We start from the raw sequence: 25,375 nt of genomic DNA on the forward strand, positions 1-25,375 counted from the left end.
TTAATACTCATCCTAAAGATGGCGTCAATACAAATAAAATATGATTGGATTCATCACTTTTATTTAAAAACCGATGCTTCACGTTTGGCGGTATACGTACAACGTCGCCTTCTTCTAAAAAATATTCTTTTCCTTCTAACTCCACATACACTTCCCCTTTCATAACAACAGCAATTTCTTCCTTATCTTCATGTGAATAGTGACTTTCCGTTGTGTTTGCTTGTTTATTTAAATCCATTATTAACATTTCAATACGTGCTTTCATAAAATCCGGTGTTAATACATCATATACAATGTGATCATTGTTCTCCCGATATACTTTTTTTCGATCTTTTTTCTTAGAAATGAGTGAATCTGTATCAATTTCATTAATAAAAAGTGTAAATAGTGGTACATTTAATGCTTTCGCAATTAATTCCAATACACTTAAAGAGGGATTCGCATATCCTCGTTCAATTTGACTAATTAGTGAAGTACTAATCCCTGCATAATCAGCAAATTCCCGAATTGTCATATTATTTTTCTTACGATAACTTAATACAGTTTGTCCGAGTCTATCATGTATCATAATAAAAACTTCCTTTCGTCCATCATATTGCATGTTTCATTGCCTTTGTGCTGACATAGTAAACAAAAGTAAATAATCCTTTCCTATCATCTCTGGGACTTATATACTTACCTTTGTACATTATATCTTATTTAGTTCATTATAATAAACAGTCTATCGGAGGGACAAACTGTGAAATCACCTATTCTTTCATATTGCATCTTATTTTTCGGCGTATTCGCCCTATCAACTTCAGCAATTTTCGTAAAATTGGCAGATGCTCCTGCGGCTATCATTGCTTTTTACCGATTATTCTTTGCTACACTGATTCTATTACCGTTATTACTATTTAATAAAAATAATCGAAACGAGCTAAAAACAGTAACAAGAGGACAATGGGGATTCGGATTCATATCCGGGCTATTTTTAGCTGCACATTATGTACTATGGTTTGAATCATTACAATACACTTCTGTAGCGAGTTCTACAGTTATCGTAACATTACAACCTTTATTTTCAATGATTGGTGGTTACTTTCTATTTAAAGAGAGATTTACGAAAGGAGCGGTTATTGGTTGCCTCATCGCTATTTCAGGAAGTAGCGTCATCGGATGGCAAGACTTCCAAATCAGCGGAGAAGCATTATACGGAGATATTTTAGCATTTATTGCGGCCGGAATTATTACCGCTTATTTTTTCATTAGCCAACATGTTCGTAAAGATTTATCACTTATACCGTATTCGGTAATTAGTTATGGAAGTAGCGCCTGTTTTCTCGGTATATTTGCCTACATGCAGCAAGAATCTTTCATCCATTACTCTATACAAACTTGGTTGTGCTTTATTGGCTTAGCTTTCATTGCTACGATTTTAGGTCAAACGATATTCAATTGGTTACTAAAATGGATGAGCGCTACTGTTATTTCTATGAGTATTTTAGGAGAAACGATTGGAACTTGTATACTAGCGTATTTTATATTAAATGAGACTATTTCTTTACAACAAGGACTAGGCATTACAGTTATTTTTATTGGCTTAGCATTATTTTTAGTGCAGCCAAAACTGCCTAACAACAACTAACAAATAAAAAGCATGACAGTATACTGTCATGCTTTTCACTATCCATTATGTATGATTAAACCATCAGGTCTAAAACGACTCATCATAATTTCATTAATGAACTTTCCGTGAGCCTTCAAATTCCCTACTTTTATTCCCTCTTCTACAAATCCAAATTTTTCATATAGCGATTTCGCCTTAGGATTCGTTGCTAAAACACCAAGCTCTACTCGCTCTAACATTAACCAATTATCAGCCAAATCAAGCATTTTTGTAAGAAGTGCTTTCCCAATGCCTTTATTATGATATTCACTATCTACCCCCATAAACAAATCACCCGAATGAGATCTACGTCCTGGGCTTTGGGTTAACCCAACAAATCCAACAACTTCTCCATCATACTCTGCAACAAATTCAAATTGATTTGGCGCTAAATTACGAATTCTATTTTCCATCGCATCTACACGCATACTAGGTAAGAAAACCATATAAGGTAAAACATCATCTTGTATGCATATACGATGAATTGCTCTAGCATCTTGTATTTCTACCGCTCTTAGTTTAATCTCCATATTTTCTCCCCTCCATATTCATAACAATACATATCATTCTAGACCCCTGGGTGAAACCCCTTCCCTTCTATATTTCTTTATGTTATTTTTACACAATTATTTCGGTATAATATCCAAATTACGACCAGCTTATCTACAATTCACATGCGGGTTAACTTTTCACTTTATTATATAACTCAAGCAGATTTTCAATTGGAATACCATTTATTTTCATACCAGTTATATCACAATTTTCTATTTCCATATTTTTGAGATTACTATTACTTATCGTACTACCTTCCAAATCACATCTATTAAATGAAATAGGATGTTTATCTTCTCCAAGGCTTGTATCTTTAAAATGAACTCCACCTAAAGTCACAAAAGAAAATTTACTACCGGAAAGATTTAAATCTGCATATAAAGAACTTTTTAAATTTATATTTCTAAACTTTGATTGACTTACATTACAATTACTCATATTCATATGCATTATATTACTACCAACAAAGGAACTATTTTTTAAATTCACTTGATAATACTCTGTATTTGCTAGATTACAGTTTTCATATTGGCTATTTTTCATATCATTATTTTTAATCAGGTTCTCTTTAGCTGACTCTACAGTTATTCTTTTTACATAACAATACTCATCTTCAGATCTGAAAATTATTTCATAGCCCATTTTTTCATAAAAATGATGATTATTAATTTGTCTACTAGATGTTTCGAGATCCCAAATCCTTATGCTTAGATATTCCTCTTCTATTAATTTAATAACATGTGATCCAATTCCTTTTCCTTGATAAACAGGCTCTACAAAAATACGATCAATTCGGCCATATGACTTACCTGAGATCGTAACTATAATTCCTCCGATTATTTTTCCATCCATTATCACTTTGTAACAATCCAATTCTTCAATCGAATATTTCATCATTTCAACTGAAGAATAACCTGGTGGTTGAATGTTATAGTCAATTACATCACCTTGACCGCATAGCCATCGTTTTGCTTCTTCATCAAATGTTCTTGTCATTATTTCTGTTAACTTTTCAGCATCTAAAATTGTAGCTTTTTCTATACATATTATCGTCATTTTTGTTTTCCCCTTCATTGTTACAAAATAATAAGTTTTATGAACTTTATAGTTATAAAATAAAGAAAATTAAAATTAATCATCTCATTTACTATTAAACTACAAATAAACCTATATTTTCCATTGTAACTCAATATTAATGAATAAAGAAGAGAACATGCAATATAAACATGTTCTCTTCTTTTATTTATTTTTAATTGTATATTATTAAAAATTAGATATTACTTTAGCCACTCGTTGCAACTATTACTTAACTCCTGTAAATCCTCTAGGAATTGACTCGCATGATACCCATCACAAACCGAATGATGGACTTGCAATGAAACTGGTAGTATAACCCTATTTTCTTCATTAAAATATTTCCCACAAGTTATAATTGGTAATAGAAAATCACCATCATTATTAATATTAAGATTAAATCCAGTAAAACTAGCCCAAGGTATACTAGAAATAGGAAAAGTATTTGGCGGAATATTCTCTTTCGTGAAGAGACCATGAACATTAGCATAGCATCTCATATCTTCTTCATAATTTTTATAGAAAATGTGGAAATCACTAGAATAATCCGTCCATATACTTGAAAAAGACTTATCATCTTTATGGACGATTGTATAACTTGGTATCATTTCCTCCCAATAGCCTAAAACTCCTTCATCGTTAAAACATGTTCGAAATTCTTTATGATTATTTACTACTCTAGAAATTAAATATATAAAAACGGGATAAAATTTTATTCCTTTTTGATGTAATTCCTTTAACAACATCGTTATATCAATATTTACAGTTATACTAAACGTACATTTCAATTTTAAATAATGTTCAAAATACTGCTCTCTATTCCAATTTTCTATGTCAATTATATGAAACTTCATTGTAATAGCCTCCTAAAATTTTTTTATTTTAGAAGGCTAACTTTCTTGTTTTCACCATACCTGTTCACTCCTTATATTTTAAATTTATCCTCAAGTTTTTTATTTAATTATATAACATCTGCAAAAATCCATTCACATATTTATTGGAATCCAACCACATACTATTAATAAATCAACTGACGTTTGGAGGATTCAAACATGAATGACAAAAATGTAAATAAAAAAGATAATGCTATCGCAAACAATACACCTATTCAAAATAATAATACTGTAAACCTTAATGTAGAAGAACAAGCAATGAATGGCTTATATGGAATGCCAGAAACTGCTATTGAAGATGCTGATCATGCTGTAACTGATGATTTGACTTCAAAAAATTAATAAACTACTACATAGAAGAAAGCCAAGGAAAATATCCTTGGCTTTCTTAACTATGCATCCACCTTTTGTACTTCTTCACTCTTTCTTGAAAGCTTTCCTGGCCAAAAAGCAAAGCGACCTAGAACAACTGTAATTGCTGGTACAAGTAATGGTCTAACAATAAATGTATCTAATAATACACCAATTGCAGTTACAATACCAAATTGAACAAGAACTTGAATTGGAAGTGTACCTAATACCGCAAAAGTTCCTGCTAAAATTAAACCCGCGGATGTAATGACACTACCTGTTTGTATAACGCCATTTTTTACTGCATCCAAATGATTTTGTGTCTTTCTGTTTTTCCATATTTCTGAAACCATAAAGATATTATAATCTTCACCTAAAGCAACTAGAAATACGAATGCATACAACGGTATCGCACCTTGAATGGCCGGCGCTCCCATACCATAATGAAGTAATAGCCACCCTGCTCCTAGTGCCGAGAAGAACGATAATACAACAGTTACAATTAAATAAATCATCGCAACAATTGATCGTAAGTAAACAAGTAATAATAAAGCTATAATACTAATCATTACTGGAATGATAACTGCTTCATCACGTTCCGTAATTTGCTTTGTATCATATAATGACGCTGTTTCTCCGCCAATCAATAGTTGATTTTCTGCATTACTAACCCCAGCATCTTTTAATACTTTTTCTACACTGTTTTTTAATTTAGGGATTTGATCTAACGCTTCAATTGAGTATGGATTTTCAGCTAAAGAAACCTCATACATTTGTATTTGCTTATTTTCTGTGCCCACTTTTGGATCTTTCACAGTTTGTACGAAAGAAAACTTCTCTAGTTCTTCTTTAATAGGAAGCTCTTTTCCTTTCGTATCAACAACAACTTTTACTGGCGCTAATTCACCAGCTGAGAAATGATCACTAATTAACGTAAACCCTTCGCGGGAAGGCATATCTTTTGGAAACGATTCTAATAAGTCATATGTGTATTGAATACGTGGTACAAATGAAGCCAATCCACCTAATACAAATACAGTGAGCATAATTATTGTCCACGGTCTTCGTACTACAACATCTCCAAGCTTTTTACTAAAGGCACCTTTTGATTTTTTAACTTTTACGACTTTCTTTTTCTTTCTTGCAAACTCCTCATTCATAGAAGTTGTTCTCGGTATAAATGGGAAGAATGCAGCTCTACCGAAAATTAATAATAATGCTGGTAAAATTGTTAAAGCAGCAATTCCCATTATGAATACAGCAACACTAAATGGTACTGCAAATCGATGAAAGGCACCATAATGAGCAAGTAATAATGTTCCTAATCCAAGTACAACAGTAAGCGCACTCATTATAATTGCTCCACCAGAAGCTTTAATTGCAAGTTGCAGCGCCTTATATTTACTTTCTTCTTCTAGCAAGTACTCTCGATATCTTGAAATTAAAAATAAACAATAGTCCGTTCCAGCACCAAACAATAATACTGTCATGATTGATATTGCCTGAGCATCTACTTTAATCCATCCGTGATTAGCTAAAAAACCAAGTGTAGGACTAATAATACCGTATGCAAAGCCGACAACAAGTAAGGGTAAAATTGCTAAAATCGGTGAACGGTACAGTAAAATTAATAAAACTAATACGAGTAATACAGTAGCAATTAATAATTTCACATCTGCTTGACTAAATAAGCTAACTGCATCCGTTTGAATACCTACAGGTCCAGATAATCGAACGTGTAAACCAGCGTCACTTAGTTTTCGTTTGAATGGATCTTCATCGATCTTACTATTCACTATGTTTTTTAAATCATCAAGATTTCCTTTTAATATATCTGTTCCAGCTGCCTTGTTAAAGAATACTGGTGTAACAAATGATGTACCATCTTTTGATGCACTTTTTGATAATACTTGTTCTGGTAATGTATCAAATGGCGGTAACGTTGATTGCTCCTTTAAAGGACTAGCTTTTAACTCTTTATAAACGTCTTGTATGAGTTTATAATCCTGTGACTGTAATCCACCATCCTTATACCATACTACTAATAAAGGATTCCCTGCATTATTCGGAAACTCTTTTTTCATAAGTGCTTCCGCTTGCTGCGACATAGCTGTTTCAGGTAAATTTTTTGGATTCGGTTCTTTCGTACTGTTTACTTGTGGCAATGTAAATGAAAGTAATAATGTAATAAGAATCCAAATCGATAAAGTTATCCACTGTGTATGCTTCCCTGCTACAAGCCTCCCTAACATATGTAACGGGTGCTTTTTCATAAAAACCCACCTTCCTTTTTTCCTCTAACATTAATTATATATACTGGTCGGTTAATTAATCAAGAATGAATAAAACTTTGTGTTATAATTATCTCAACAATACATGTCAGGAGCGAATGGATTTGGAACAAAAACAACGTCCTCTCGGAAGGCCTCGTCAAAATAAAAATACAAAATCTACAAAAGAAACCATTTTGGAAGTTGCAACTCGACTATTTCTTACTCAAAATTATCAAGTCGTTTCCATGGATGAAGTTGCAAAAGTTTGTGGTGTTACGAAAGCAACCGTCTACTATTACTATTCAACAAAAGCAGATTTATTTACCGCTACTATGATTCAAATGATGGTACGTATACGCGAAAATATGTCTCAAATCCTTTCTACAAATAAGACTTTAAAAGAAAGATTATTGGACTTCGCTAAAGTCTACTTACACGCAACGATGGATATTGATATGAAGAATTTTATGAAAGATGCAAAACTATCATTATCTGAAGAACAATTGAAACAATTAAAAAATGCTGAAGACAACATGTATGAAGTATTAGAAAAAGCACTTGATGATGCAATGCAAATTGGAGAAATCCCAAGAGGAAACGCTACATTTGCGGCTCATGCATTCGTATCTTTATTATCAATTGGGAATTTTAAAGATGAAAATCACAATCCTATTCTTACAAATATAGATGAATTAGCCCAAGAAATCGTTTCTTTTTATTGGAACGGGTTAGGCCGTTAATCTTAAATAGATTTCATTTAATAAAAGAGCATGTTTGAATTTTTTTCAAACATGCTCTTTTATTATTTATTTACTATTAATTAGATTATACTTCAGCACAGTTTAACAAAAAATTCCTCTTCAACTTTTACAAATTTTGAATTTGAATCTTTATATTCTCCTTACTTAATCCCCCATGATAACAAACTACCGATTCAATATCTAGATTTGAATACCTCTTCAAAGACTGCTGTGCTTCCTTAACATTTAAAGTTGTTGGGGCGTGAATTCCTTCTAACTTTCCATTCACACTATACATCGAGTCTCCTGTAATAAGGGTTTTACTTTGTTTCAAATATAAACTAATATGACCTGGAGTGTGTCCTGGGGTATGTAGAATTAGTATCCCACCGCAATACGGAATTTCTTGCCCATTTATCACAGTATCACTCACTTTTCCTTTTGGTAGATTCTTTACTTGTCCATCCTTCAGTAAAGGAAACTCCCCTTCAATATAAGGTTTATCTAGCTCGTGCGCATAAACCTTAATATCACTTACACCATTCTCCAATAAATCAGGAAGGCTACCTATATGATCTATATCCTGATGTGTCAAAATCACAACTTTTAGCTTATCAAAAGATACCCCAACTTTCTCCATCTCTATTTGTATATCTTCAAATTGTCCAGGGAAACCAGTATCTATTAACACTGCCATTTCATCATCCCATAAAAGAATTGGGTGAATAATAAATTCTTGAAACTCAAGTTGTAACATTTCTACCCCTTTAGCAATCTCCATATAGTCCGTCTCCTTTATGATGAAGTTTGAAAATATGCACAACTACACCGAAAATATAAAGCCACACTATCTTTTAATAGTTTTTGTCATCCCAATAGAGAATGCCTCAAACCCTATAGATTCATAATAAGATTGCAATTTTTCTACACACATAAGTTGGGGAATAACCTTGTTTTGTTCACCGTGCTGGATTAATCTTTCTACTATTTCTTTTCCAATACCAATGGACTGATACTCTGGCAATACACAAACACCACAAATAACGCCTGTTATTACGCCATCTGATATAATACGCCCCATCCCTACTAACTTCTTATCATCAAAAGCATAAATTGCATACCAACTTTGTTTACACATTTGTTCTAACTCGTTAACCGTTAATTGAAGAGAATTCCATCCTAAAGATTCATATACAGTTAATAATCCATTGAAATTTGTTGGGTGTTTAAATGTGTAATTTATACTATTATTCATGTAAATACTCCTTATTTTCTCGTTTGTTTTTATTTCATAAAATTATCTTTACTTTGAAATTAATTTATACAAACTTCCATAAGAATAATATTATTCCTTCTCAACTTAAAATAAAAAGAAGTTAACCTCTCCTCAGTTAACTCCTTTTATATAAATCCATCATTATATTATTAACCAAAAATCATACAGCTACAGACGATCAGGACAAACAAAACTAATAAACTGTTTGAGAAATAACCCATAGAATACTACCCCTTTATTTCATTATGTTAAAGATTTTACCATAAAATTATTTACAACATAATAACTGAAAAAGACATTGTATTCATTAGTTAAATATACTAGGTAATATTTAACTTTAATCATACCCTACTTTATAGCACTTCTCCTACTACGATAGTTCACATAACTTCAAAATAATAAGTGCTATATAAAAGATCACAATTTATCTAAGGCTTGTTTACTTATTTTTCAACTATGCTAATTGTTAACTTACGATTTCCTCAAATAAATGTGACATCTTCACAAGAAGAGCATTCACTACTATTTCTCTAACCATTTACAACTCTCCCTGTAATTTATTTAAGCTCTATCCTCATTTATATTAATATCTTTCTTATTCGAAAAAAGATCTTTAAAAATTCCTACCCCTACAATTAATATAGCTATTCCAAGTAATTTATTTATTTGTAAGGGAACCCTTTCTATTCCAAATAATCCAAATGTATCAATGCAGAGAGCAACAACTAATTGAGTAATAAGGCTAATTAGCACCGTATAAGCTGGACCTAAACTCTTTATTGCACCCATTATACAAATTATTAACCCGATGCCAAACAATCCACTTACATAAAACAAATAATTTGTAGTATACACTTTAATGCTAATACTGTTTTCTGTAATGATATAAAATAGAATAGAACTTATGAAACCTATTCCAAGAACACATGCAGTTGTTAACCACTGCCCTACATTTTCATTCACTTTCGTATTAAAAACAGATTGTAAGCTAATTAATACTCCAGCTAATATAGCTAAACTAAATCCAATCATACTCCCTCTCCCCTTTTCATTGCTCATATATATTATTTTTAGCAACTTCCTTCATTCTAAAAAAATCTTTAATTACAATAACTCCATTTCTCTTTTCAATTAATTTTTCTTTATAAAATTTTTGTAACAACCGAATTACGTGCCGATAACTTACTCCTATAAAATCCGCAATACTTGATATCGAAGTTGCATCCAAATCTTTTTTATACATATTCCCGTTACTATCAGTAGAAATAGAAAGTAAATAACTAGCTACACGTACTTCTACTGGATAAAGTAAATTAAGTGCTGTAAAACGAGTCGATATTTTTAATGTGTTTGCAATGTTTTCAAGCAAGAAGTTCATAAATATAGGATCATGTAATAACTTATTTCTAATTACAGCATGAGAAATAGAGATGGCTATAACATCTGAACAAGCTTCAACGACATTATGCGCTTTGCTATTTTGTATGAATTCAATATCGCCAACAACCGCCAATGGATTGATAAAACGAAGGATCAGTTTCTTTCCCTCTGGTGTAATCGTATAAACTTTTACTTTACCTTTAACAACAAAATATAAACGAGCCATTGCGTCATCTATATTGCAAATAAGCTCGCCTTTTTCAAAATGATTTACTTGAAAATAAGCTGCATCTATCTCTGAAAAAATTTCAAGCATTTTATTAGTTTTCAAATAATGGATAATTAAATCTGATCTATTCTCCATTTTCATTTCCTCCTTTCATTTACATATTAAATACAACAATACCTATAATCATTACTATTGTTCCCACAATATGATATCTCTCCATCTGTATCTTTTTTATTTGAAATAATCCCTTCATTTCAATTAGAGTTGCTGTTAATAATTGAGCAACCATAAGTGTTCCAGCTGTTAATGTAACTCCCATTTCATGTATCGCTACTGTTTTTGCACAAATAATTAATCCGCCAAGTGCACCAGCTACTAAATATATTTTTTTCACATCCTTTAAATCCGCTATTTTCTCTTCTTTCTTTAACAAAAATATTGTTGTTGCAATAAGGAATCCAATGAAATGCGTAATAATACTCGTTGACCATATACCGATATGTGAACTAAGTTTCGCATTAAATGTACCTTGAAGTGTAATAAATACGCCAGCTAAAATAGCAAATACAACGCCCTTCAAAAAATCATCTCCTAATCTTCTATTTCTGACTTAATTAAAAGTTATAATCCTATAAAGGCAAAAGGACAAATGACACATCAGTATGAAAATAGCTACAAATGAACAATAAAAAACACAACTCAAAATATTTGAGATGTGTTTTTTATTGTTTTATCGTTATATAATATTTTAATATTTATAACTACGCTATATTAACAGTTTTATTCTTCATAACAAACTTTCCAAATAAGAAACGCACAAGTGGCCCCATAATAATTAATTGTAATGGATACGCCAAAATGAAATTTTTAATGAAAATTGAAAAATACATCGATACAAATGAGTCTCCTTGTAGTCCACCATGTAAATACATCATAGCCATTCCGTAAAAAGACATAAAGAAAACCATTCCAATTACCATAGCTGTCGCCATCGCAACTATCATATTTATTTTCTTCGATTTATCAAACGGTAACATGAATACAAGTTTTTTCGCACAAGGTCCAACGATACATATTTCAATTAATAATGCAATAATGAATCCAATTAGTAGTTCTAATGTGATCTCCTTAATATGAATTGGCCCTCCTGCTCCATTCAGTAATAAATTATAAAACGTCATTACAATAACCATCCCAAGGCACATCATCATACCAAATTGGAGGTTTTCCTTTCTTGTTGTTGGCAATTTCTATCATCCTTTCTGTTTAAGTCTTTGTCATTATATCGATTATGGAAACCTCTTCGTAAGTGAACATTTTGTGAACAAATTTAAAGCGTTATCATATATTCACTATACTTTCTGATCAAATTCTTACTAAGACTTATAAAGGTTTTATATATTTCAATGTTGAATTACTAAATTTAACATTGAATTACATTACTACTAGGAGGATAACCATGTATAAACAAGAGTTTTACACATATCACATCGTAACAAGGAAAAAAATGAGCATCGGACAAATCATTCATTTCGATAAAAATCAAACGAATACCCTATTTCATTTCTTTTTTGAAAAGGAACATTTCAATTCTAACGGTGAAGATTCTATACAAATTTTAAAAGAACATTATACAAATGAAGAATTACATATAAAAAATGAAAATGCTAAAGTAGTTATGAGTTATATCGATCAAACAATTAGAGCGGTTAGAGAAACGATTGTAGAAATGGTTAGACTACAAGAATTTCCTGAATACCCTTCAAGATTATCTTGTTTATATGCTGCAAAGAGCTATGATGATGCTTTAAAATGGAAAGCATTATTTGATTCTTACAATCGAGAAGTTTTGCAGATTGTTAAACTACGAGTAATTGGACATTGTTTTGAAGGTGACGGAAATCTTTTACCGAAAGAAGACGGTATTCCTTTCTCTCAAAAAATTGAGCAAGCTAGAGGATATTGGAAGGGAAATGTAAATAATGAACTTCCGGAGTTACTGATTAATGGAAAAATCGAAGTGGTGGAAATTATTGATGATTTTTCTGCAATTCATATTTAATTCCTAACTAAATCATATAGGATGGAGATTAACAAAGATGAAAAAAGTGTACTTCAATCATGATGGTGGTGTAGATGATTTAATTTCACTATTTTTATTACTACAGATGGATAATGTCGAGCTTACAGGTGTTTCAGTTATCCCTGCAGATTGCTATTTAGAACCAGCAATGTCTGCAAGTCGCAAAATTATTGATCGCTTCGGCAAAGAAAATATTGAAGTAGCTGCATCAAATTCCCGTGCGAAAAATCCATTTCCAAAAGACTGGCGGATGCATGCATTTTATGTAGATGCTTTACCAATTTTAAATGAGTTTGGAAAAGTTGTAACACCCGTAGCAGAAAAACCTGCACATCATCATTTAATTGAAACCCTACTACAAACTGAAGAGAAAACAACTTTATTATTTACAGGGCCTCTTACCGATTTAGCGCGTGCACTATATGAAGCACCTGTAATCGAGGGGAAAATTGAGCGCCTTGTTTGGATGGGAGGAACATTTCGTACTGCCGGCAATGTACATGAACCAGAACATGATGGAACTGCTGAGTGGAATTCGTTTTGGGATCCTGAAGCAGTAGCTCGTGTGTGGGAATCAAAAATTAAAATCGACTTAGTAACGCTAGAAAGTACAAACCAAGTTCCATTAACTATAGACATACGTGAAAGTTGGGCAAAAGAGCGTAAATATATTGGTGTTGATTTTCTTGGTCAATGCTATGCAATGGTTCCTCCCCTCGTTCATTTCTCAACTAACTCTACTTACTATTTGTGGGATGTATTAACTGCTGCCTTTATCGGGAAATCTGGCCTTGCAAAATTACAAACAATTAATAGTATTATTCATACATATGGACCTAGCCAGGGGCGTACGGTGGAAACTGTTGCTGGACGACCTGTAAATGTAGTATATGATGTAAACCACAATGGATTTTTTAACTATATAACTGAATTAGCGAAGAAAGCTTCCACTTGAACCACTATCTATATGAAAAATAAATAGAATGGCATTATTTCAGACGATAAACCCCATATTTAGAATTTGTTTGAAACTACATATTTAACTATTGAAAAGAGTATTGAATTAACTTTCAATACTCTTTTTATGCAGTTTAATTATATTTGATTAGTGTAGTGTCTTACTAATTATTCATTTCATAACCATTTACAAAAAACGTAATTGTTTCTAATTCATCTTCATTTAATTCTCTATTTACGTCTCGTTTATACGCTTCCTTTATGTTTTCTTCATCGCCTTTATGAATTTCTGTATAAGTTCCTACTGTTTTTAACAAATGCATTTCTTGTAAAAACTCATCCCGACTTATAGCTGTCCCATGAGAAAGAATATAAGTTTCAGCATCAAATGACTCCAATTCTTCGATTAATTTGAACGTTCGTTTCGTCGTATAGTTCCATTTTGAAGAAAAGATATCTGCATATATACAGTCTCCTAAAAATAATATCTTTTCTTCTTTCACGTAAATAACAACTGAATCATGTGCATGATCTCCACCGACATGTTTTAACACGCATGTCACTTCACCAAGGTCTAATTCAATTTGATCCTGGAATGTTAAGGCCGGAGGAATGATTTTAATATTTCTCACTTTTTCTTCAAACTCTTTCTTGATACAATCCGCACAAAATGCAATTTCAGTACCCTCTTTTACACGTGCGTCCAACGCTTCATCTGTCCATTCATAAGATACTAGTGACTGCATTTCTTTTTTCGTTTCAGCATGCGCAATAGTTAATGCATCTTGTAGTACAGGCAATCCAAAAATATGATCCCAGTGCCAATGCGTTAATGCTACGAAATCAGGACTTAATACATTTTGTTCTTTTAGCATTTCTAGAAATAATTGTGCATGTTCTTCTGAATTCCCTGCATCAATCATTAATGTTTTTTCTTGTCCAACGACCATTCCTAATATAGGTCTATCTGTTTCAGAAACAGGTGTCATATACCAAAATGAGTTTCCTATTTTTTTTATTTGCTGCATAATTAGTTCCTCCATTTACTACTATTCTCTTCAATTATTATCTGTAAAACCTTCATCCAGCACATAGCATGAAATAATATATATCGCTTTCTTTAGAACATAGTAACTTCATCTATCCATTTAAATAAGCATCCCAATCATAGTCTTCAATTTTATAGAATCTACCTTCATCATTTCTTTCATATGCACATAAAGGTGGTTCCTCAAGAAAGTTTAAAATAGAATCATCTATATTCAAAATAACTCCAATTGAAATAATTTGAAAGTTTTTAGGATTATTGACATAGTCATCACTTTCATAGCCACTTAAAATTGACCAACCTGGATCGCCTTCTGCTGTTGGATTATCTCTAAGCATAAAGTTAAATTCTCTTTTTTCAAGTACATCATCACTAACAATTACCTTCGTATCAAAATAAAAATCCCAATCACTTGAAGCTGGATCATCATATTCCGTATCACATATATTTTCAATTCCAAATGAAATTTTATCACCTATTTTTAAATCTAAACGATACGGATCATTGTCCAGTTCCCCTACGAACTTCTTCTCATTTCTTTCAGTGATTACAACCCACATTCTTTCACCATGAAATCCATCTTCTTCCTCATTTTTAGATACAAAAATTAGCTTTACCAAATCTCCAACCTTTAATTTCTCCAACACTTCTGAACTAGGAAGATAGAATGTATAGGGCGCTTCTTTGTTTATTTCATAAACATTATCTAAGTACCAAGTCATCTTTTTCTCTCCTTAAAAGCTTTTCACACTCATATTTTAAAAATAACACTATTTTTTCTTCCGGCAAACTACTACCATAGAATAGCAGTCTTCCCCTAACTTATTTCCTTCCCAATCATTATATATATGTAATAATTCAAAACCATTCACTACTAATAATCTTTCTAACTCTTGCGGATATGTATAGCGAAGATCGATCGTTGTTTTCAGTTCTTCTACTTTCACATCATCCTCATAAAACCTTCTTGTTGTTATGTAATGCTGTATTTGCTGAATTGAATCGTATGTCATTTCAGTATATAGATCGCATTTTCTTTCCTTTTCATCAATAATAGTTGTCCAATATTCTTCTGTAGATGGTTGTATTAATTCTTCTTTTGAAGGAAAACGTGTATCGAATATAAATATACCATTATCAGCTAACACATGATGAATAGATGTTAATAACTTATTTTGATCTGTGTTCGTAAGTAAGTGTTGAAATCCATGACCAACCATAAATGCTAACAGAATTGTTTCTTCAATCTTTAATTGTAAACAGTCTTGTTGTAACCATTTTACTTTTTTACAATCCATAGATTTTCTCTTCGCTTCAGCAAGCATACCTTCATGTATATCTACACCAATCATTTGATATCCGTTTTCTATAAATGGAATTGTAACCCTTCCTGTTCCGCAGGCAATATCTAGAATCCATTCATTTTGTATATTTAGTTTTTGTGCCCATGATAGTAAGAACGGAAAATCTGACAGACTTTTATTTTCTATATCATATCGTTTTGGATTTTCGTATTCAGATAGACTCCATTTTGTTTGCAAACGTATTCCCCATTTCATATTTCCACTTAAGTTTAATATATAAATTATAACGAATTATTAGTTTTTTCTCTATAATCAAACACAATTACTTGGACTAATCTAACTTTCCTTTTCGTAAGCTAAAAATAAGTGGAAGAATCGGAGTGTGATACGATGGAACGATTATGGATTCCTATGATAGTTACATTTTTTTCATTCGGTGGATTACTATTAGGCGGTGCTGTCGGCATTGCTACGCGCCAACTAATTGAAGAAAAAATGCATCGTTTATATGCATTATGTGGCGGAATTTTGCTTGGCCTTTTATCCCTTGAAATTATTCCTGAAACATTTGCAAGCTATGAAATAATTGGGCCTATACTTGGTATAGCTATCGGTATTTTGGTTATGAACTTATTAGATAACTATTGTCATCATCCAATGATACATAAAAAAGATCAACAAGCGTGGCAAACTTTCCTTTTTCTTTCTTTTGCTATATTTATTCATAATTTGCCGAGTGGCTTTGCATTAGGTACAGCATTTATAAATCATAATGATTCTGCCATTCCTTTCTTACTTGCGATTATAATTCACCATATTCCTGAAGGCCTAGCATTAATCATCCCCTTCCTCTTTACAAAGCATAAATGCATTTCATTTTTATTTACGACTTTATTACTTTCACTTATTCTCGGAACTGGTACTGTCTTTGGTATTTTGATGGAAGGAAAGGCTCTACATTTACAAGGGCTCATTATGGGGAGCGCTATCGGTTCACTTGGCTATGTCACAATTCATGAAATGCTTTGGAAGGCTAAAAAACAGCTCTCCTTCCTTACATTTTTAACATGGGCAACTAGCGGGTTTTTACTAATAACAGTATTTACACTATTTACTGGTCATCATTAAAGATAACAATATAATCATTTGTATATTTTTCCTTTTTCTCCAAAACATAATAGTATCTACCTATTATAAGGAGGAAAAATTATGTTTGGGAAAACAGCCGGTGAAGCATTAGTTGACCTATTAATTGACTGGGGAGTAGAACACATTTACGGAATGCCTGGAGATTCTATCAATTCTATAATTGAAGCTTTAAGAAAAAAACAAGATAAAATCAAATTCATTCAAGTCCGCCATGAAGAAGCTGGTGCACTAGCAGCAGCTGCCTATGCTAAGTTAACAGGAAAACTCGGCGTTTGTATGGCAATCGCAGGGCCGGGCGCTATCCATTTATTAAATGGTTTATATGATGCTAAACTCGATAAAGCCCCTGTTCTAGCAATTTCAGGTCAAGTAGAAACAGATTTACTCGGGACGGATTTTTTCCAAGAAGTAAACTTAGAAAGATTATTCGATGATGTTGCGGTATATAACCAGCGCATTATGTCAGCAGAACAGTTGCCTGCTGTCGTGAATCAAGCGATTCGAATGGCTTATACGAAAAAAGGTGTATCTGTTCTTACGATTCCAGATGATGTTCCGAAATTCGAAGTAAAAAGTGGTGCTCGTGTTACAAATACTTCTTTTACATTACCTGAGTTATTTCCGCAAGAAGAAGATTTACATGCTGCAAAACTCGCAATAAGTGAAGCGAAAAAGCCTGTAATTTTAGCTGGAAAAGGTGCGAAACATGCGAGAGAATCTTTACTTACTTTCGCAGAACACATCGGTGCTCCAATCGTACTTACATTACCAGCTAAAGGGATTATCCCTGATGAACATCCACTTTGCATCGGCGGATTAGGATTAATTGGAACGAAACCTTCTTATGATGCAATGAAACATGCAGATACTTTAATTATGATTGGTACTTCTTATCCATTCACCGGTTTCTTACCCGAAAAAGCAAAAACAATTCATATCGATACTGATCCGGCCCAAATCGGTAAACGTTACGTAACAGATATCGGCTTAGCCGGTGATGCTGATAAAACATTAAAATGGTTAATTGAAAATGTAGAAAAACACGAGGACCATTCCTTCTTAGAGCATCATCAAGAAATGATGAAAAATTGGGAGGAAAAATTACACAATCAAGAAGACGATACATCTACTCCAATTAAGCCACAACGTGTTATGCATGCACTGCAACAAGTAGCTCAAGATGATGCAATATTATCAGTCGATGTCGGAAATGTAACAGTATGGACAGCAAGACACTTCCGTATGACAAATCAACAATTTATCATTTCTAGTTGGCTCGCAACACTTGGCTGCGGTTTACCTGGTGCACTTGCTGGAAAAATTGCTTACCCGAATAAACAAGTATTTGCAGTTTGTGGTGACGGTGGTTTTGGAATGACAATGAACGACTTCGTAACAGCTGTTAAATATAAACTGCCGATCGTGGTCGTTGTTTTAAATAATAATAAGATCGCCATGATTAAATTCGAACAAGAAGTTATGGGGAATATCGAATTTGGCACAGACTTAACAAACCCTGATTTTGCAAAATACGCAGAGGCGTGCGGAGGTATTGGATACCGAGTTGAGAATTTAGATGAACTACTTCCTGCTTTCGAAAATGCGGTAAAACAAAATAGACCGTGTATTATTGATATAGTTGTAGATGCAAACGAAGCACCAATGCCAGCAAAAATCACCTTTGGTCAAGCCGCTGGTTATACGAAGCATATGATAAAAGAATTATTTGAAGAAGGTAAGATTGATTTACCACCACTATAAACAAAAAAGAGAGCTGAAAACAATTTGTCTTCAGCTATCTTTTTTATTTTTGTATCTCTCTATAAAAGGAAAAATCATTCACATTAGTTTGTACTCGCTTCTCTTCCTTTACCTCTTTATCCTTGCTCCTTGGTGTTCTTACATTTCCTAGTTTAATCGCATCTTGCATACTATGACTAACTAGATTTCCCGCTAAAATTGTCATACTATAAAAAGCAATTGGTATAAGTACAATCCATGTATGTGTAGTTAAATGGCGGAAGTTTTGACCAATTAGGCCAGTCCATTCTTTTGTTACACTATCTGGATCCATTCCACTGAAGATTATTGTTCCACCAAAAAATAATTGCAACAAACCAAGGTGTAAAAGTAGTAATAAAGTACTTACAAATTGTTGCGCTACTAATAAAAGAAATGGCGGTAACATATGCGGCCATATATGGCGCTTCAACCTATGCCACTTACTTCCGCCGAGCACAGTAGCTGCCAACATAAATTCTTCTTTCTTAATACGCTTTACTTCTTGCGCTACATACAACATAACCGTTGGTACAGCAAGACATACAAGAACTATAATTTGAAATGCCACACGCAAATACAACGGCACAACTTCTGCTCCACTATCAAACGTTAAAACTTCATTTAACATAAAATAAGAAATCATAACCATCGGTACAATACTAAAAGGATCAAAAAAGGATGAAATAACTGGAAAAGAACGTTTACCATACATACCAAGAAGTAAACCAACTCCCCCTCCAACTATAACTCGTAAAATCGCTATAATTATACTCGCTCCAACTGTCCATTTTGCACCTTCTATTATTAATTGAACAAGGTCACGACCTTTCACATCACTTCCAAACCAAAATTTACTTGATGGCGAAAATGGTGCTGCCTCTAGTTCCCCTTTTTCGTTATACATCATCGTAAGTTCACGAATATTCCCATCAAAAAACACCGTATATCCAATACTAACAATCATTAGTACACTCAAAAAAGTAATACCTATCCAAAATCTCACATCTCTTTTTACAACTTGCCACATGTTACACACGCTCCTTTATAACATTTTGTAAAAGCGTATGTAATATACGAAATAGTATAAAAAGCGGTACGTATAATATTACTAGACTCACTGTAAATATTTCTAATTTTGGATTTTCTTTCACAAAAACAAACATACCATATGTATTAAATATCCATTCAATAATATATAAATTGGAAAGCATAAATAAAATATTTGTTTTCGCGTAATAAATTGTCGTTAATAAAACATTTCTTGAAATATGATGTGTCAAAATATGCCGGAAGCTTAGCCCTTTACTCTTGGCAAACAAACTATAATCTTTCTCTAATTCTTCTTTAAACCGAAATAACAACAGTTTAATAAACAATAATGTTGTTGGTATTGTAAGACATATAATTGGTAACAAACGTATCCTTTCTTCCCCTAATCCAGCCAGTTTGACCGGCATAAATCCTGTTTTTTGAAACATATTTACGACAAGAAGTTGCGATAATAAAATAAGTAAAATATCCGGTATACTCTCAAGCGTAAGAAAAACCCCGTTCCACATTTTCTGTTTCATATAAGAACGCTGCAATACCCAAACGACAAGTATATACGCTATAAGCAAAGATAGTACAAACGCTGATAGAAATACAATCATCGTTTTAAAATAATGAATCCATATTTGCGGAAATAATTTTCTTGAGTCTCGAAATCCATATGTAATTTCACCCGGTTGAAGTATCTTCCCTCCAAGAAAGACAATCGTGTTCCAAAAACCGATTAAATCAATTTGCAATCCCTTAAATAAACGCGGTAGCGCGCCTAGACAGATTATACATAAAATTGCAGCTACTAGTTGTAAACAAGTAACCCCACACCATTTAGCAATTCGCATCAACATAACGATTTCCCCTTACCATCCGATAGAATATTCAGAAATCAAAAACCACATATATTACATCTCTTCAGCTATACTTTGCACCCGTTTCTTCCCACTCGGTAAAATGGTTTGATATAAACACGTAACAAAAAATAATAAACCAAATAAAATAATATACAACGTATCTGCACGAATCCATTTCGGGAACAACATCGCTATCGCACCGAGAGATAACAGCTGGAATCCTGTCGTTAATGGACTAAGTAAACTTTGAACACGTCCCATGAATGATTCTTCTACAATTTCATACATCCAGCCCATAATTGCAACATTAATAAACGGTAAAAAGAAAGTCGCAAAAGCGATACATACATAAAAAGACCATACGTGGTTTACAAAGTAACACATACCGAAAAAGACCCCTGAGCCAGCCATACCAAAGACAATAATAGGCTTGGGTGCATATTTCTTCCCTACACTTGTTGCTACTACACTTCCAATTAGTAATGAAATCCCTCCAACTACACCACCCACCATCGCTAAACTTTCATACGTTGCTGGTGCTAATTTATATTTTAATATGTAAGTTGTGGATACGCTTAAAATACCATTTAATAGTCCAAACACGATAAATCCTAAAAGTAATTTTTTTAAAGTGTCATTTTGATATATATACTTGATCCCTTTTTGAAACTCTGTTATTAACATTTTCAAATTAACTTCTTTCCATTTTGTTCTACCGTTTGGCAAACGCACTTTTTCTGGAATGGAGATCGTTTGAATCAAAATACCACTCATAATAAAAGTGAGCGTATTTACTAAAATACTCCCGTATATTCCAAAAGTCCAGTACACCATCGTTGCAATTCCTACACCAAACAAAGCATACAAACTATTCACCATTTGATTCACACCTGCTGCTGCACCGTATTGGTCGGATTGAACTACTCCCTGTATCATCGACTGTTCTGATGGAGAGAAAAATTGTATACATGCATTTTCCAAAAATAAAAATATAAAGACGAGTATAATCATTCCGTAATAAAGCGAAATTAGAATTCCGATATTACAGAGCGAACAACATATGTTACTTACCGTACAAATACGTTGTCTATCAAAACGATCCACTACTGTCCCTACTAATAGAAAAAAGATTAATGCAGGTAATGCCATCATGATTTGTGTCATCGTTGCGTAAACTGGTTGTTTTCCGTATTGGTCTAACAAATAAAACATTAAAGAAACTCCAGCAATCATAGAACCGAGTCGCTCTAAAATATTTGCTAGAAAAAAACGTGCATACACTTTGTTACGAAATAACTGTAGCATTTCTTTCATACTTCTAACCCTTTCTCTCGACAAAATTTTATTTTTTCAGTCATTTCTCGGAAGTTACATTATATTTTTCGACCATTATCCAATCTTTTCCTTCTGTATAGAGCACAATAAAAAAAAGACTCATGTTTTTTATACAAGAGTCTTTTTATTTAACTTCGCTTCACGTAATGATATGTAGCTAAAATCTTTATACGTCTCGCTAACTATTTTAATTCTCTAAAGTTCGGATATACTTTATTTATTTTATGAATGTATCGCACATCCACTCATAAAATTTTTCCTTCTCTTCAAATTGCGGATAATGAGCTGACTTTTCAAAAGTAATGAATTCTTTTTGATTCACTTCAATCATATCAAAATATTTTTTCGCTGCATGAAATGAAGTATTATAGTCGTATTTTCCCATAAGGAAATAAAGCGGTAGCTTCATTTCAGTCACCTTAGTAGGCAATGGGTTCTTTAAATCCTTTTCTAATAAGACAGTTTGAGAATGTGATAATCCAACGTTATAACGAATTACATCTAAAAAGTTATATTCATTACTGAGTAGCATCCCAATATTATCACCATCTGGATTTTCAATGAGTCTTGATGTTCCACCATATTTTGCAACATAATTCCTCGGAGTGTATGTATCACCATTTTTAATTTTTTCAGTCAACTCATTTAAATAGGCAACCTCATCTGTATTCCCAGCACTTTGTGCCTGTTCAATCACATAGTTTAAACTATCCATTTCACTTTCTACTGTATCACTCATTTGCCCTATGCCAACATATGCTTCATATTTTTCAGGGGCTTTATTGGCAGCTTGCATTCCGATATATGTACCGTAAGAATGACCAACCAATATTACTTTTTCTTTACCAAGATGTTTTGAAACATAATCTGTCATAGCTAATAAATCTTCTACAAGAAGATCTGATGTAAGATTCGAATAGTCTTCAAAGAAATGATACGACTTCCCACTCGCTCTTTGATCGTAATTAACAACTGTGAATTTCTCTTCCAATAAGTTTTGGTATTTTTGCGCATATGGTATTTCTGAAGTACCTGGTCCACCATGTACAAAAATAATAACCGGATTGTTCTTATCTTTTCCGCGTATCATAATTTCATGATCACTTCCATTTATCTCTACTTGCTCTAATGTACTTATACTGTTTTTCCCTTTTATTTGCGAGGTCCATGTAGGAAATATTAGTGCTACGATTAATAATAGTAAAATGATGACTCCAATAAGTTTTATTAATTTTTTTATCTTCTTCATAAGTAGTTTCCTTTCTTTTAAATTTATAAAAACATCAATTTAGTTCAGTAAAACTACCTCAAAAAAATATAAATATACAACAATTTCACCTTGATCTTTTGCACATTCTTAATATCCCATACACTTCTTAACTTTCCGCTATATAAACTCTTAATATTCCCTTAATTTTCAATATAAAATTCATAGAATGACTCGATCACAATGTATTAAAAATAAAGAAAAAAGCCCTTGTTTTCAAAACAAAGACTTTTTTCCTTTAACTATTTCGCAACCTCTTCTTTCGGCATTACCATACCTTTATAAAGCTGGACAGTAATCCAGTAATAGATGAAATAAATGACTAAGAAAATCCCTATCGGCACCCATACCTTCACAAACGGGTCAACTAATATAAAGCTAAATAAGTTAAGCCCTACTAACACGTGGGAAATTCCAATAATTGCTGGGAAGATAAATAAATATGAAATTTCTTTATAAATACTTTTCGTTAACATACTACGTCTCACACCGATTTTTCGTAACATTTCATAACGGCGTACGTCACGAGAAGCACCTGTTAATATTTTGAACATTAGCGAACTTGCCATCATTGCTAAAAAGGCAATTCCAAGGAAAAATCCCATAAACATTGTTCCACTCATGAAACTGTTCATAAACTGATAAATTGTCATTTTTGTAAATAAGTCTACTTTTGTACCTGTTGTTTTTTCAATTTGTTCTTTTTGTCTCTTATCTATATCGAGCAACAACGGTTTATATTTTTTCATATCATCTACTTTTGCTAATGTTACACTATGTTCCGTTCCTTGAACTGCTTTGTAGTGTTCTTCATCAGCAATTCTTACCGGTTTTCCGTTAAATTGATTATGTGTAATTTGTATTTCTCTTACAACCGCATCTTCCCAATCCCTTGGCATACGAGGAAGTTTATTGGCTGCTTCGGGAGCTTCCAAAGCAGAATAAACAGGTTCAGTTAAAGGTTCAGCCACACGTTTTCGAGCTGGCTCTTTTAAAGTTTTTGTATCAAAGTGATCGGAAACGAGTGGTGGTTTCGCCGTTAAGTCGTTACGTAAGTAATACACCGCTTCTCCATCTACTTTATATTTATACTTGCTTTCTTCCACAATTTCCATTTCTTTTAATGCCGCTTTATCTTGATCATTTGGATCATGAATTACAACATCATATACACGTGAGAAGTCTGTCATAATACCTACATTTTTTTGAAATGCCATCCCTGCCGTCATCGCACCTGCGCCTAATGCAATTAACATCGCTACAGTGCCTAATACTCTCGATAAACTATTTACGCGAAAGCGCAGCTGTGCATATGTAAAACTATTTAAGCCCGTTTCATTTCGTTTTTTATTCCCTTTAATTTTCATCACAAAAAATGGGAGTAATGAACTAAAGATAAAATATGTTCCAAGAGTTGTAACGATTGTCGCTATTATAAAGCCTAATTCAGCATATATTTTTACATTGATCATAAAGTAGTATCCTATACTTACTAGCAATATACCAAGTACCGTCATTATAATAATGCGAGTTTTACTTTTCTTTACTTCATCTAGTGTTTCATCTTCACGAATTAACTCCAATTCTGTTTTACGTAATAACCGGATGCTATTCATTAAACCAGTAATAAAAAATAGTATTAAGAAGAAAATAGCTGTAACTAAGATTGCTGGTGTATATACAGATGAATAACTACCTTTCGCTGAAATTTCCATACCATTCATTAAAAAGTTTCCTGCTACACTTGCAAGCAACATCCCCACTAAGATCCCGATAATAATACTGACAATCCCCATACCGAATGTTTCAATAAATAATAACTGTGCTACTTTTTTCTTTTTCGCACCGAGCATCATGTACATACCGAGTTCTTTTCTTCTTAATGTGAGTAAGAAAGAATTGGCATATATAATATAAAATACAGTAATGAACGATAATAGTATGGCACCTACCCAGAATACGAGTCTAATACTACTAATAAGACTGTTATCCTTCGTAAATTCACTATTCATCGCCATCGTTTGGAACATGTAGAAAATACTAATACTAATAACGAGACCAATAAGTAAAACCATATAATCTTTTAACATCTTTTTCATACTATGACGTGATAATTTGAATAACATAGTCTCGCCC

The 25,375-nt window shown here is 32.7% G+C and carries 26 protein-coding genes; 7 read left to right on the plus strand and 19 right to left on the minus strand.

Annotated elements, in window-relative coordinates; translation table 11 throughout:
• Positions 1–7 precede the first annotated feature (7 nt).
• On the minus strand, positions 8–601 hold the full coding sequence (locus tag ILT06_RS17670) for a helix-turn-helix domain-containing protein (RefSeq protein ID WP_306461236.1): 594 nt from the start codon (positions 599–601) through the stop codon (positions 8–10).
• A 138-nt stretch (positions 602–739) separates the two neighbouring features.
• Between ILT06_RS17670 and ILT06_RS17675 the strand changes: the two genes are divergently transcribed.
• Positions 740–1,627 carry a DMT family transporter gene (locus tag ILT06_RS17675; RefSeq protein ID WP_064474112.1) on the plus strand — a complete coding sequence of 296 codons (888 nt, stop codon included), beginning with the start codon at positions 740–742 and terminating at the stop codon, positions 1,625–1,627.
• A 38-nt stretch (positions 1,628–1,665) separates the two neighbouring features.
• On the opposite strand, the gene ILT06_RS17680 is transcribed toward ILT06_RS17675, so the two are convergent.
• From ILT06_RS17680 to catA, 3 genes are all read right to left on the minus strand, one after another.
• The gene (locus ILT06_RS17680; RefSeq protein ID WP_048529052.1) at positions 1,666–2,178 is read right to left on the minus strand and encodes a GNAT family N-acetyltransferase; all 513 of its coding nucleotides are present in this window, start codon (positions 2,176–2,178) and stop codon (positions 1,666–1,668) included.
• A gap of 151 nt (positions 2,179–2,329) precedes the next feature.
• Entirely contained in the window at positions 2,330–3,256 is a 927-nt protein-coding gene (locus ILT06_RS17685) for a GNAT family N-acetyltransferase (RefSeq protein ID WP_064474111.1), read from the minus strand.
• A gap of 221 nt (positions 3,257–3,477) precedes the next feature.
• Positions 3,478–4,128 (minus strand): type A chloramphenicol O-acetyltransferase, encoded by a 651-nt coding sequence (catA, locus tag ILT06_RS17690; protein ID WP_098102811.1) that lies wholly within the window; start codon positions 4,126–4,128, stop codon positions 3,478–3,480.
• A gap of 198 nt (positions 4,129–4,326) precedes the next feature.
• Between catA and ILT06_RS17695 the strand changes: the two genes are divergently transcribed.
• Positions 4,327–4,509 carry a DUF4021 domain-containing protein gene (locus tag ILT06_RS17695; protein ID WP_000998381.1) on the plus strand — a complete coding sequence of 61 codons (183 nt, stop codon included), beginning with the start codon at positions 4,327–4,329 and terminating at the stop codon, positions 4,507–4,509.
• Positions 4,510–4,559: 50 nt separating this feature from the next.
• Here the strand turns inward: ILT06_RS17695 and ILT06_RS17700 are convergent, their stop codons facing one another.
• The gene (locus ILT06_RS17700; protein ID WP_064474109.1) at positions 4,560–6,791 is read right to left on the minus strand and encodes an MMPL family transporter; all 2,232 of its coding nucleotides are present in this window, start codon (positions 6,789–6,791) and stop codon (positions 4,560–4,562) included.
• A gap of 116 nt (positions 6,792–6,907) precedes the next feature.
• Here ILT06_RS17700 and ILT06_RS17705 point away from each other — a divergent pair, with 116 nt between their 5' ends.
• Entirely contained in the window at positions 6,908–7,531 is a 624-nt protein-coding gene (locus ILT06_RS17705) for a TetR/AcrR family transcriptional regulator (RefSeq protein ID WP_081257100.1), read from the plus strand.
• A gap of 127 nt (positions 7,532–7,658) precedes the next feature.
• Here ILT06_RS17705 and ILT06_RS17710 read toward each other — a convergent pair whose 3' ends face one another.
• The 6 genes from ILT06_RS17710 to ILT06_RS17735 form a co-directional block, all read right to left on the minus strand.
• Positions 7,659–8,312 carry an MBL fold metallo-hydrolase gene (locus ILT06_RS17710; RefSeq protein WP_098102812.1) on the minus strand — a complete coding sequence of 218 codons (654 nt, stop codon included), beginning with the start codon at positions 8,310–8,312 and terminating at the stop codon, positions 7,659–7,661.
• A gap of 66 nt (positions 8,313–8,378) precedes the next feature.
• Positions 8,379–8,786, minus strand: a complete 408-nt coding sequence (locus ILT06_RS17715) for a GNAT family N-acetyltransferase (RefSeq protein WP_222655334.1) — start codon at positions 8,784–8,786, stop codon at positions 8,379–8,381.
• Between the two features lie 582 nt (positions 8,787–9,368).
• The gene (locus tag ILT06_RS17720) at positions 9,369–9,839 is read right to left on the minus strand and encodes a DMT family transporter (RefSeq protein ID WP_098102813.1); all 471 of its coding nucleotides are present in this window, start codon (positions 9,837–9,839) and stop codon (positions 9,369–9,371) included.
• A gap of 16 nt (positions 9,840–9,855) precedes the next feature.
• Complete coding sequence (locus tag ILT06_RS17725) at positions 9,856–10,551, minus strand: Crp/Fnr family transcriptional regulator (RefSeq protein ID WP_142315054.1); 696 nt, start codon at positions 10,549–10,551, stop codon at positions 9,856–9,858.
• A 19-nt stretch (positions 10,552–10,570) separates the two neighbouring features.
• Complete coding sequence (locus tag ILT06_RS17730) at positions 10,571–10,996, minus strand: DMT family transporter (RefSeq protein ID WP_098102815.1); 426 nt, start codon at positions 10,994–10,996, stop codon at positions 10,571–10,573.
• 181 nt (positions 10,997–11,177) lie between these two features.
• Positions 11,178–11,663, minus strand: coding sequence for a DUF2798 domain-containing protein (locus tag ILT06_RS17735; protein WP_098102816.1), 486 nt, complete (start codon positions 11,661–11,663; stop codon positions 11,178–11,180).
• Positions 11,664–11,875: 212 nt separating this feature from the next.
• Between ILT06_RS17735 and ILT06_RS17740 the strand changes: the two genes are divergently transcribed.
• Both ILT06_RS17740 and ILT06_RS17745 read left to right on the plus strand, forming a co-directional pair.
• Complete coding sequence (locus tag ILT06_RS17740) at positions 11,876–12,478, plus strand: DUF2441 domain-containing protein (RefSeq protein WP_098102817.1); 603 nt, start codon at positions 11,876–11,878, stop codon at positions 12,476–12,478.
• A gap of 37 nt (positions 12,479–12,515) precedes the next feature.
• On the plus strand, positions 12,516–13,454 hold the full coding sequence (locus ILT06_RS17745; protein ID WP_098102818.1) for a nucleoside hydrolase: 939 nt from the start codon (positions 12,516–12,518) through the stop codon (positions 13,452–13,454).
• 166 nt (positions 13,455–13,620) lie between these two features.
• Here the strand turns inward: ILT06_RS17745 and ILT06_RS17750 are convergent, their stop codons facing one another.
• From ILT06_RS17750 to ILT06_RS17760, 3 genes are all read right to left on the minus strand, one after another.
• Positions 13,621–14,484, minus strand: a complete 864-nt coding sequence (locus ILT06_RS17750; RefSeq protein WP_098102819.1) for an MBL fold metallo-hydrolase — start codon at positions 14,482–14,484, stop codon at positions 13,621–13,623.
• Positions 14,485–14,596: 112 nt separating this feature from the next.
• Positions 14,597–15,226, minus strand: a complete 630-nt coding sequence (locus tag ILT06_RS17755) for an immunity protein Imm33 domain-containing protein (protein WP_088046880.1) — start codon at positions 15,224–15,226, stop codon at positions 14,597–14,599.
• A 48-nt stretch (positions 15,227–15,274) separates the two neighbouring features.
• The gene (locus ILT06_RS17760) at positions 15,275–16,063 is read right to left on the minus strand and encodes a class I SAM-dependent DNA methyltransferase (protein ID WP_088046881.1); all 789 of its coding nucleotides are present in this window, start codon (positions 16,061–16,063) and stop codon (positions 15,275–15,277) included.
• Positions 16,064–16,198: 135 nt separating this feature from the next.
• Here ILT06_RS17760 and ILT06_RS17765 point away from each other — a divergent pair, with 135 nt between their 5' ends.
• Positions 16,199–16,936: a ZIP family metal transporter gene (locus ILT06_RS17765; protein WP_064474099.1), complete on the plus strand. Its 738-nt coding sequence runs from the start codon at positions 16,199–16,201 to the stop codon at positions 16,934–16,936.
• Positions 16,937–17,017: 81 nt separating this feature from the next.
• Positions 17,018–18,718 carry a pyruvate oxidase gene (locus ILT06_RS17770; protein WP_064474098.1) on the plus strand — a complete coding sequence of 567 codons (1,701 nt, stop codon included), beginning with the start codon at positions 17,018–17,020 and terminating at the stop codon, positions 18,716–18,718.
• Positions 18,719–18,761: 43 nt separating this feature from the next.
• On the opposite strand, the gene ILT06_RS17775 is transcribed toward ILT06_RS17770, so the two are convergent.
• The 5 genes from ILT06_RS17775 to ILT06_RS17795 all read right to left on the minus strand — a co-directional run bounded on the left by ILT06_RS17775 (position 18,762) and on the right by ILT06_RS17795 (position 25,365).
• A complete protein-coding gene (locus ILT06_RS17775) occupies positions 18,762–19,766 on the minus strand; it encodes an ABC transporter permease subunit (RefSeq protein ID WP_088046882.1) in 1,005 nt (334 codons plus the stop codon).
• Between the two features lies 1 nt (position 19,767).
• The gene (locus ILT06_RS17780; RefSeq protein ID WP_222655335.1) at positions 19,768–20,634 is read right to left on the minus strand and encodes an ABC transporter permease subunit; all 867 of its coding nucleotides are present in this window, start codon (positions 20,632–20,634) and stop codon (positions 19,768–19,770) included.
• 54 nt (positions 20,635–20,688) lie between these two features.
• Positions 20,689–21,951, minus strand: a complete 1,263-nt coding sequence (locus ILT06_RS17785; RefSeq protein ID WP_374453068.1) for an MFS transporter — start codon at positions 21,949–21,951, stop codon at positions 20,689–20,691.
• A 238-nt stretch (positions 21,952–22,189) separates the two neighbouring features.
• Entirely contained in the window at positions 22,190–23,221 is a 1,032-nt protein-coding gene (locus ILT06_RS17790; protein WP_088046884.1) for an alpha/beta fold hydrolase, read from the minus strand.
• A 260-nt stretch (positions 23,222–23,481) separates the two neighbouring features.
• Positions 23,482–25,365: an FtsX-like permease family protein gene (locus ILT06_RS17795; RefSeq protein ID WP_098076260.1), complete on the minus strand. Its 1,884-nt coding sequence runs from the start codon at positions 25,363–25,365 to the stop codon at positions 23,482–23,484.
• Positions 25,366–25,375: the final 10 nt, after the last annotated feature.

This window comes from Bacillus sp. 17RED48, assembly GCF_019837545.1.
GTDB lineage: Bacteria > Bacillota > Bacilli > Bacillales > Bacillaceae_G > Bacillus_A > Bacillus_A wiedmannii.

Coding starts and splice junctions, on each gene's coding strand:
- ILT06_RS17670 (WP_306461236.1), bottom strand. CDS start 601: ATGCAATATGATGGACGAAAGGAAGTTTTTATTATGATACATGATAGA.
- ILT06_RS17680 (WP_048529052.1), bottom strand. CDS start 2,178: ATGGAGATTAAACTAAGAGCGGTAGAAATACAAGATGCTAGAGCAATT.
- ILT06_RS17685 (WP_064474111.1), bottom strand. CDS start 3,256: ATGACGATAATATGTATAGAAAAAGCTACAATTTTAGATGCTGAAAAG.
- catA (WP_098102811.1), bottom strand. CDS start 4,128: ATGAAGTTTCATATAATTGACATAGAAAATTGGAATAGAGAGCAGTAT.
- ILT06_RS17695 (WP_000998381.1), top strand. CDS start 4,327: ATGAATGACAAAAATGTAAATAAAAAAGATAATGCTATCGCAAACAAT.
- ILT06_RS17700 (WP_064474109.1), bottom strand. CDS start 6,791: ATGAAAAAGCACCCGTTACATATGTTAGGGAGGCTTGTAGCAGGGAAG.
- ILT06_RS17705 (WP_081257100.1), top strand. CDS start 6,908: ATGGATTTGGAACAAAAACAACGTCCTCTCGGAAGGCCTCGTCAAAAT.
- ILT06_RS17710 (WP_098102812.1), bottom strand. CDS start 8,312: ATGGAGATTGCTAAAGGGGTAGAAATGTTACAACTTGAGTTTCAAGAA.
- ILT06_RS17715 (WP_222655334.1), bottom strand. CDS start 8,786: ATGAATAATAGTATAAATTACACATTTAAACACCCAACAAATTTCAAT.
- ILT06_RS17720 (WP_098102813.1), bottom strand. CDS start 9,839: ATGATTGGATTTAGTTTAGCTATATTAGCTGGAGTATTAATTAGCTTA.
- ILT06_RS17725 (WP_142315054.1), bottom strand. CDS start 10,551: ATGGAGAATAGATCAGATTTAATTATCCATTATTTGAAAACTAATAAA.
- ILT06_RS17740 (WP_098102817.1), top strand. CDS start 11,876: ATGTATAAACAAGAGTTTTACACATATCACATCGTAACAAGGAAAAAA.
- ILT06_RS17745 (WP_098102818.1), top strand. CDS start 12,516: ATGAAAAAAGTGTACTTCAATCATGATGGTGGTGTAGATGATTTAATT.
- ILT06_RS17750 (WP_098102819.1), bottom strand. CDS start 14,484: ATGCAGCAAATAAAAAAAATAGGAAACTCATTTTGGTATATGACACCT.
- ILT06_RS17755 (WP_088046880.1), bottom strand. CDS start 15,226: ATGACTTGGTACTTAGATAATGTTTATGAAATAAACAAAGAAGCGCCC.
- ILT06_RS17760 (WP_088046881.1), bottom strand. CDS start 16,063: ATGAAATGGGGAATACGTTTGCAAACAAAATGGAGTCTATCTGAATAC.
- ILT06_RS17765 (WP_064474099.1), top strand. CDS start 16,199: ATGGAACGATTATGGATTCCTATGATAGTTACATTTTTTTCATTCGGT.
- ILT06_RS17770 (WP_064474098.1), top strand. CDS start 17,018: ATGTTTGGGAAAACAGCCGGTGAAGCATTAGTTGACCTATTAATTGAC.
- ILT06_RS17775 (WP_088046882.1), bottom strand. CDS start 19,766: ATGTGGCAAGTTGTAAAAAGAGATGTGAGATTTTGGATAGGTATTACT.
- ILT06_RS17780 (WP_222655335.1), bottom strand. CDS start 20,634: ATGTTGATGCGAATTGCTAAATGGTGTGGGGTTACTTGTTTACAACTA.
- ILT06_RS17785 (WP_374453068.1), bottom strand. CDS start 21,951: ATGAAAGAAATGCTACAGTTATTTCGTAACAAAGTGTATGCACGTTTT.
- ILT06_RS17790 (WP_088046884.1), bottom strand. CDS start 23,221: ATGAAGAAGATAAAAAAATTAATAAAACTTATTGGAGTCATCATTTTA.
- ILT06_RS17795 (WP_098076260.1), bottom strand. CDS start 25,365: ATGTTATTCAAATTATCACGTCATAGTATGAAAAAGATGTTAAAAGAT.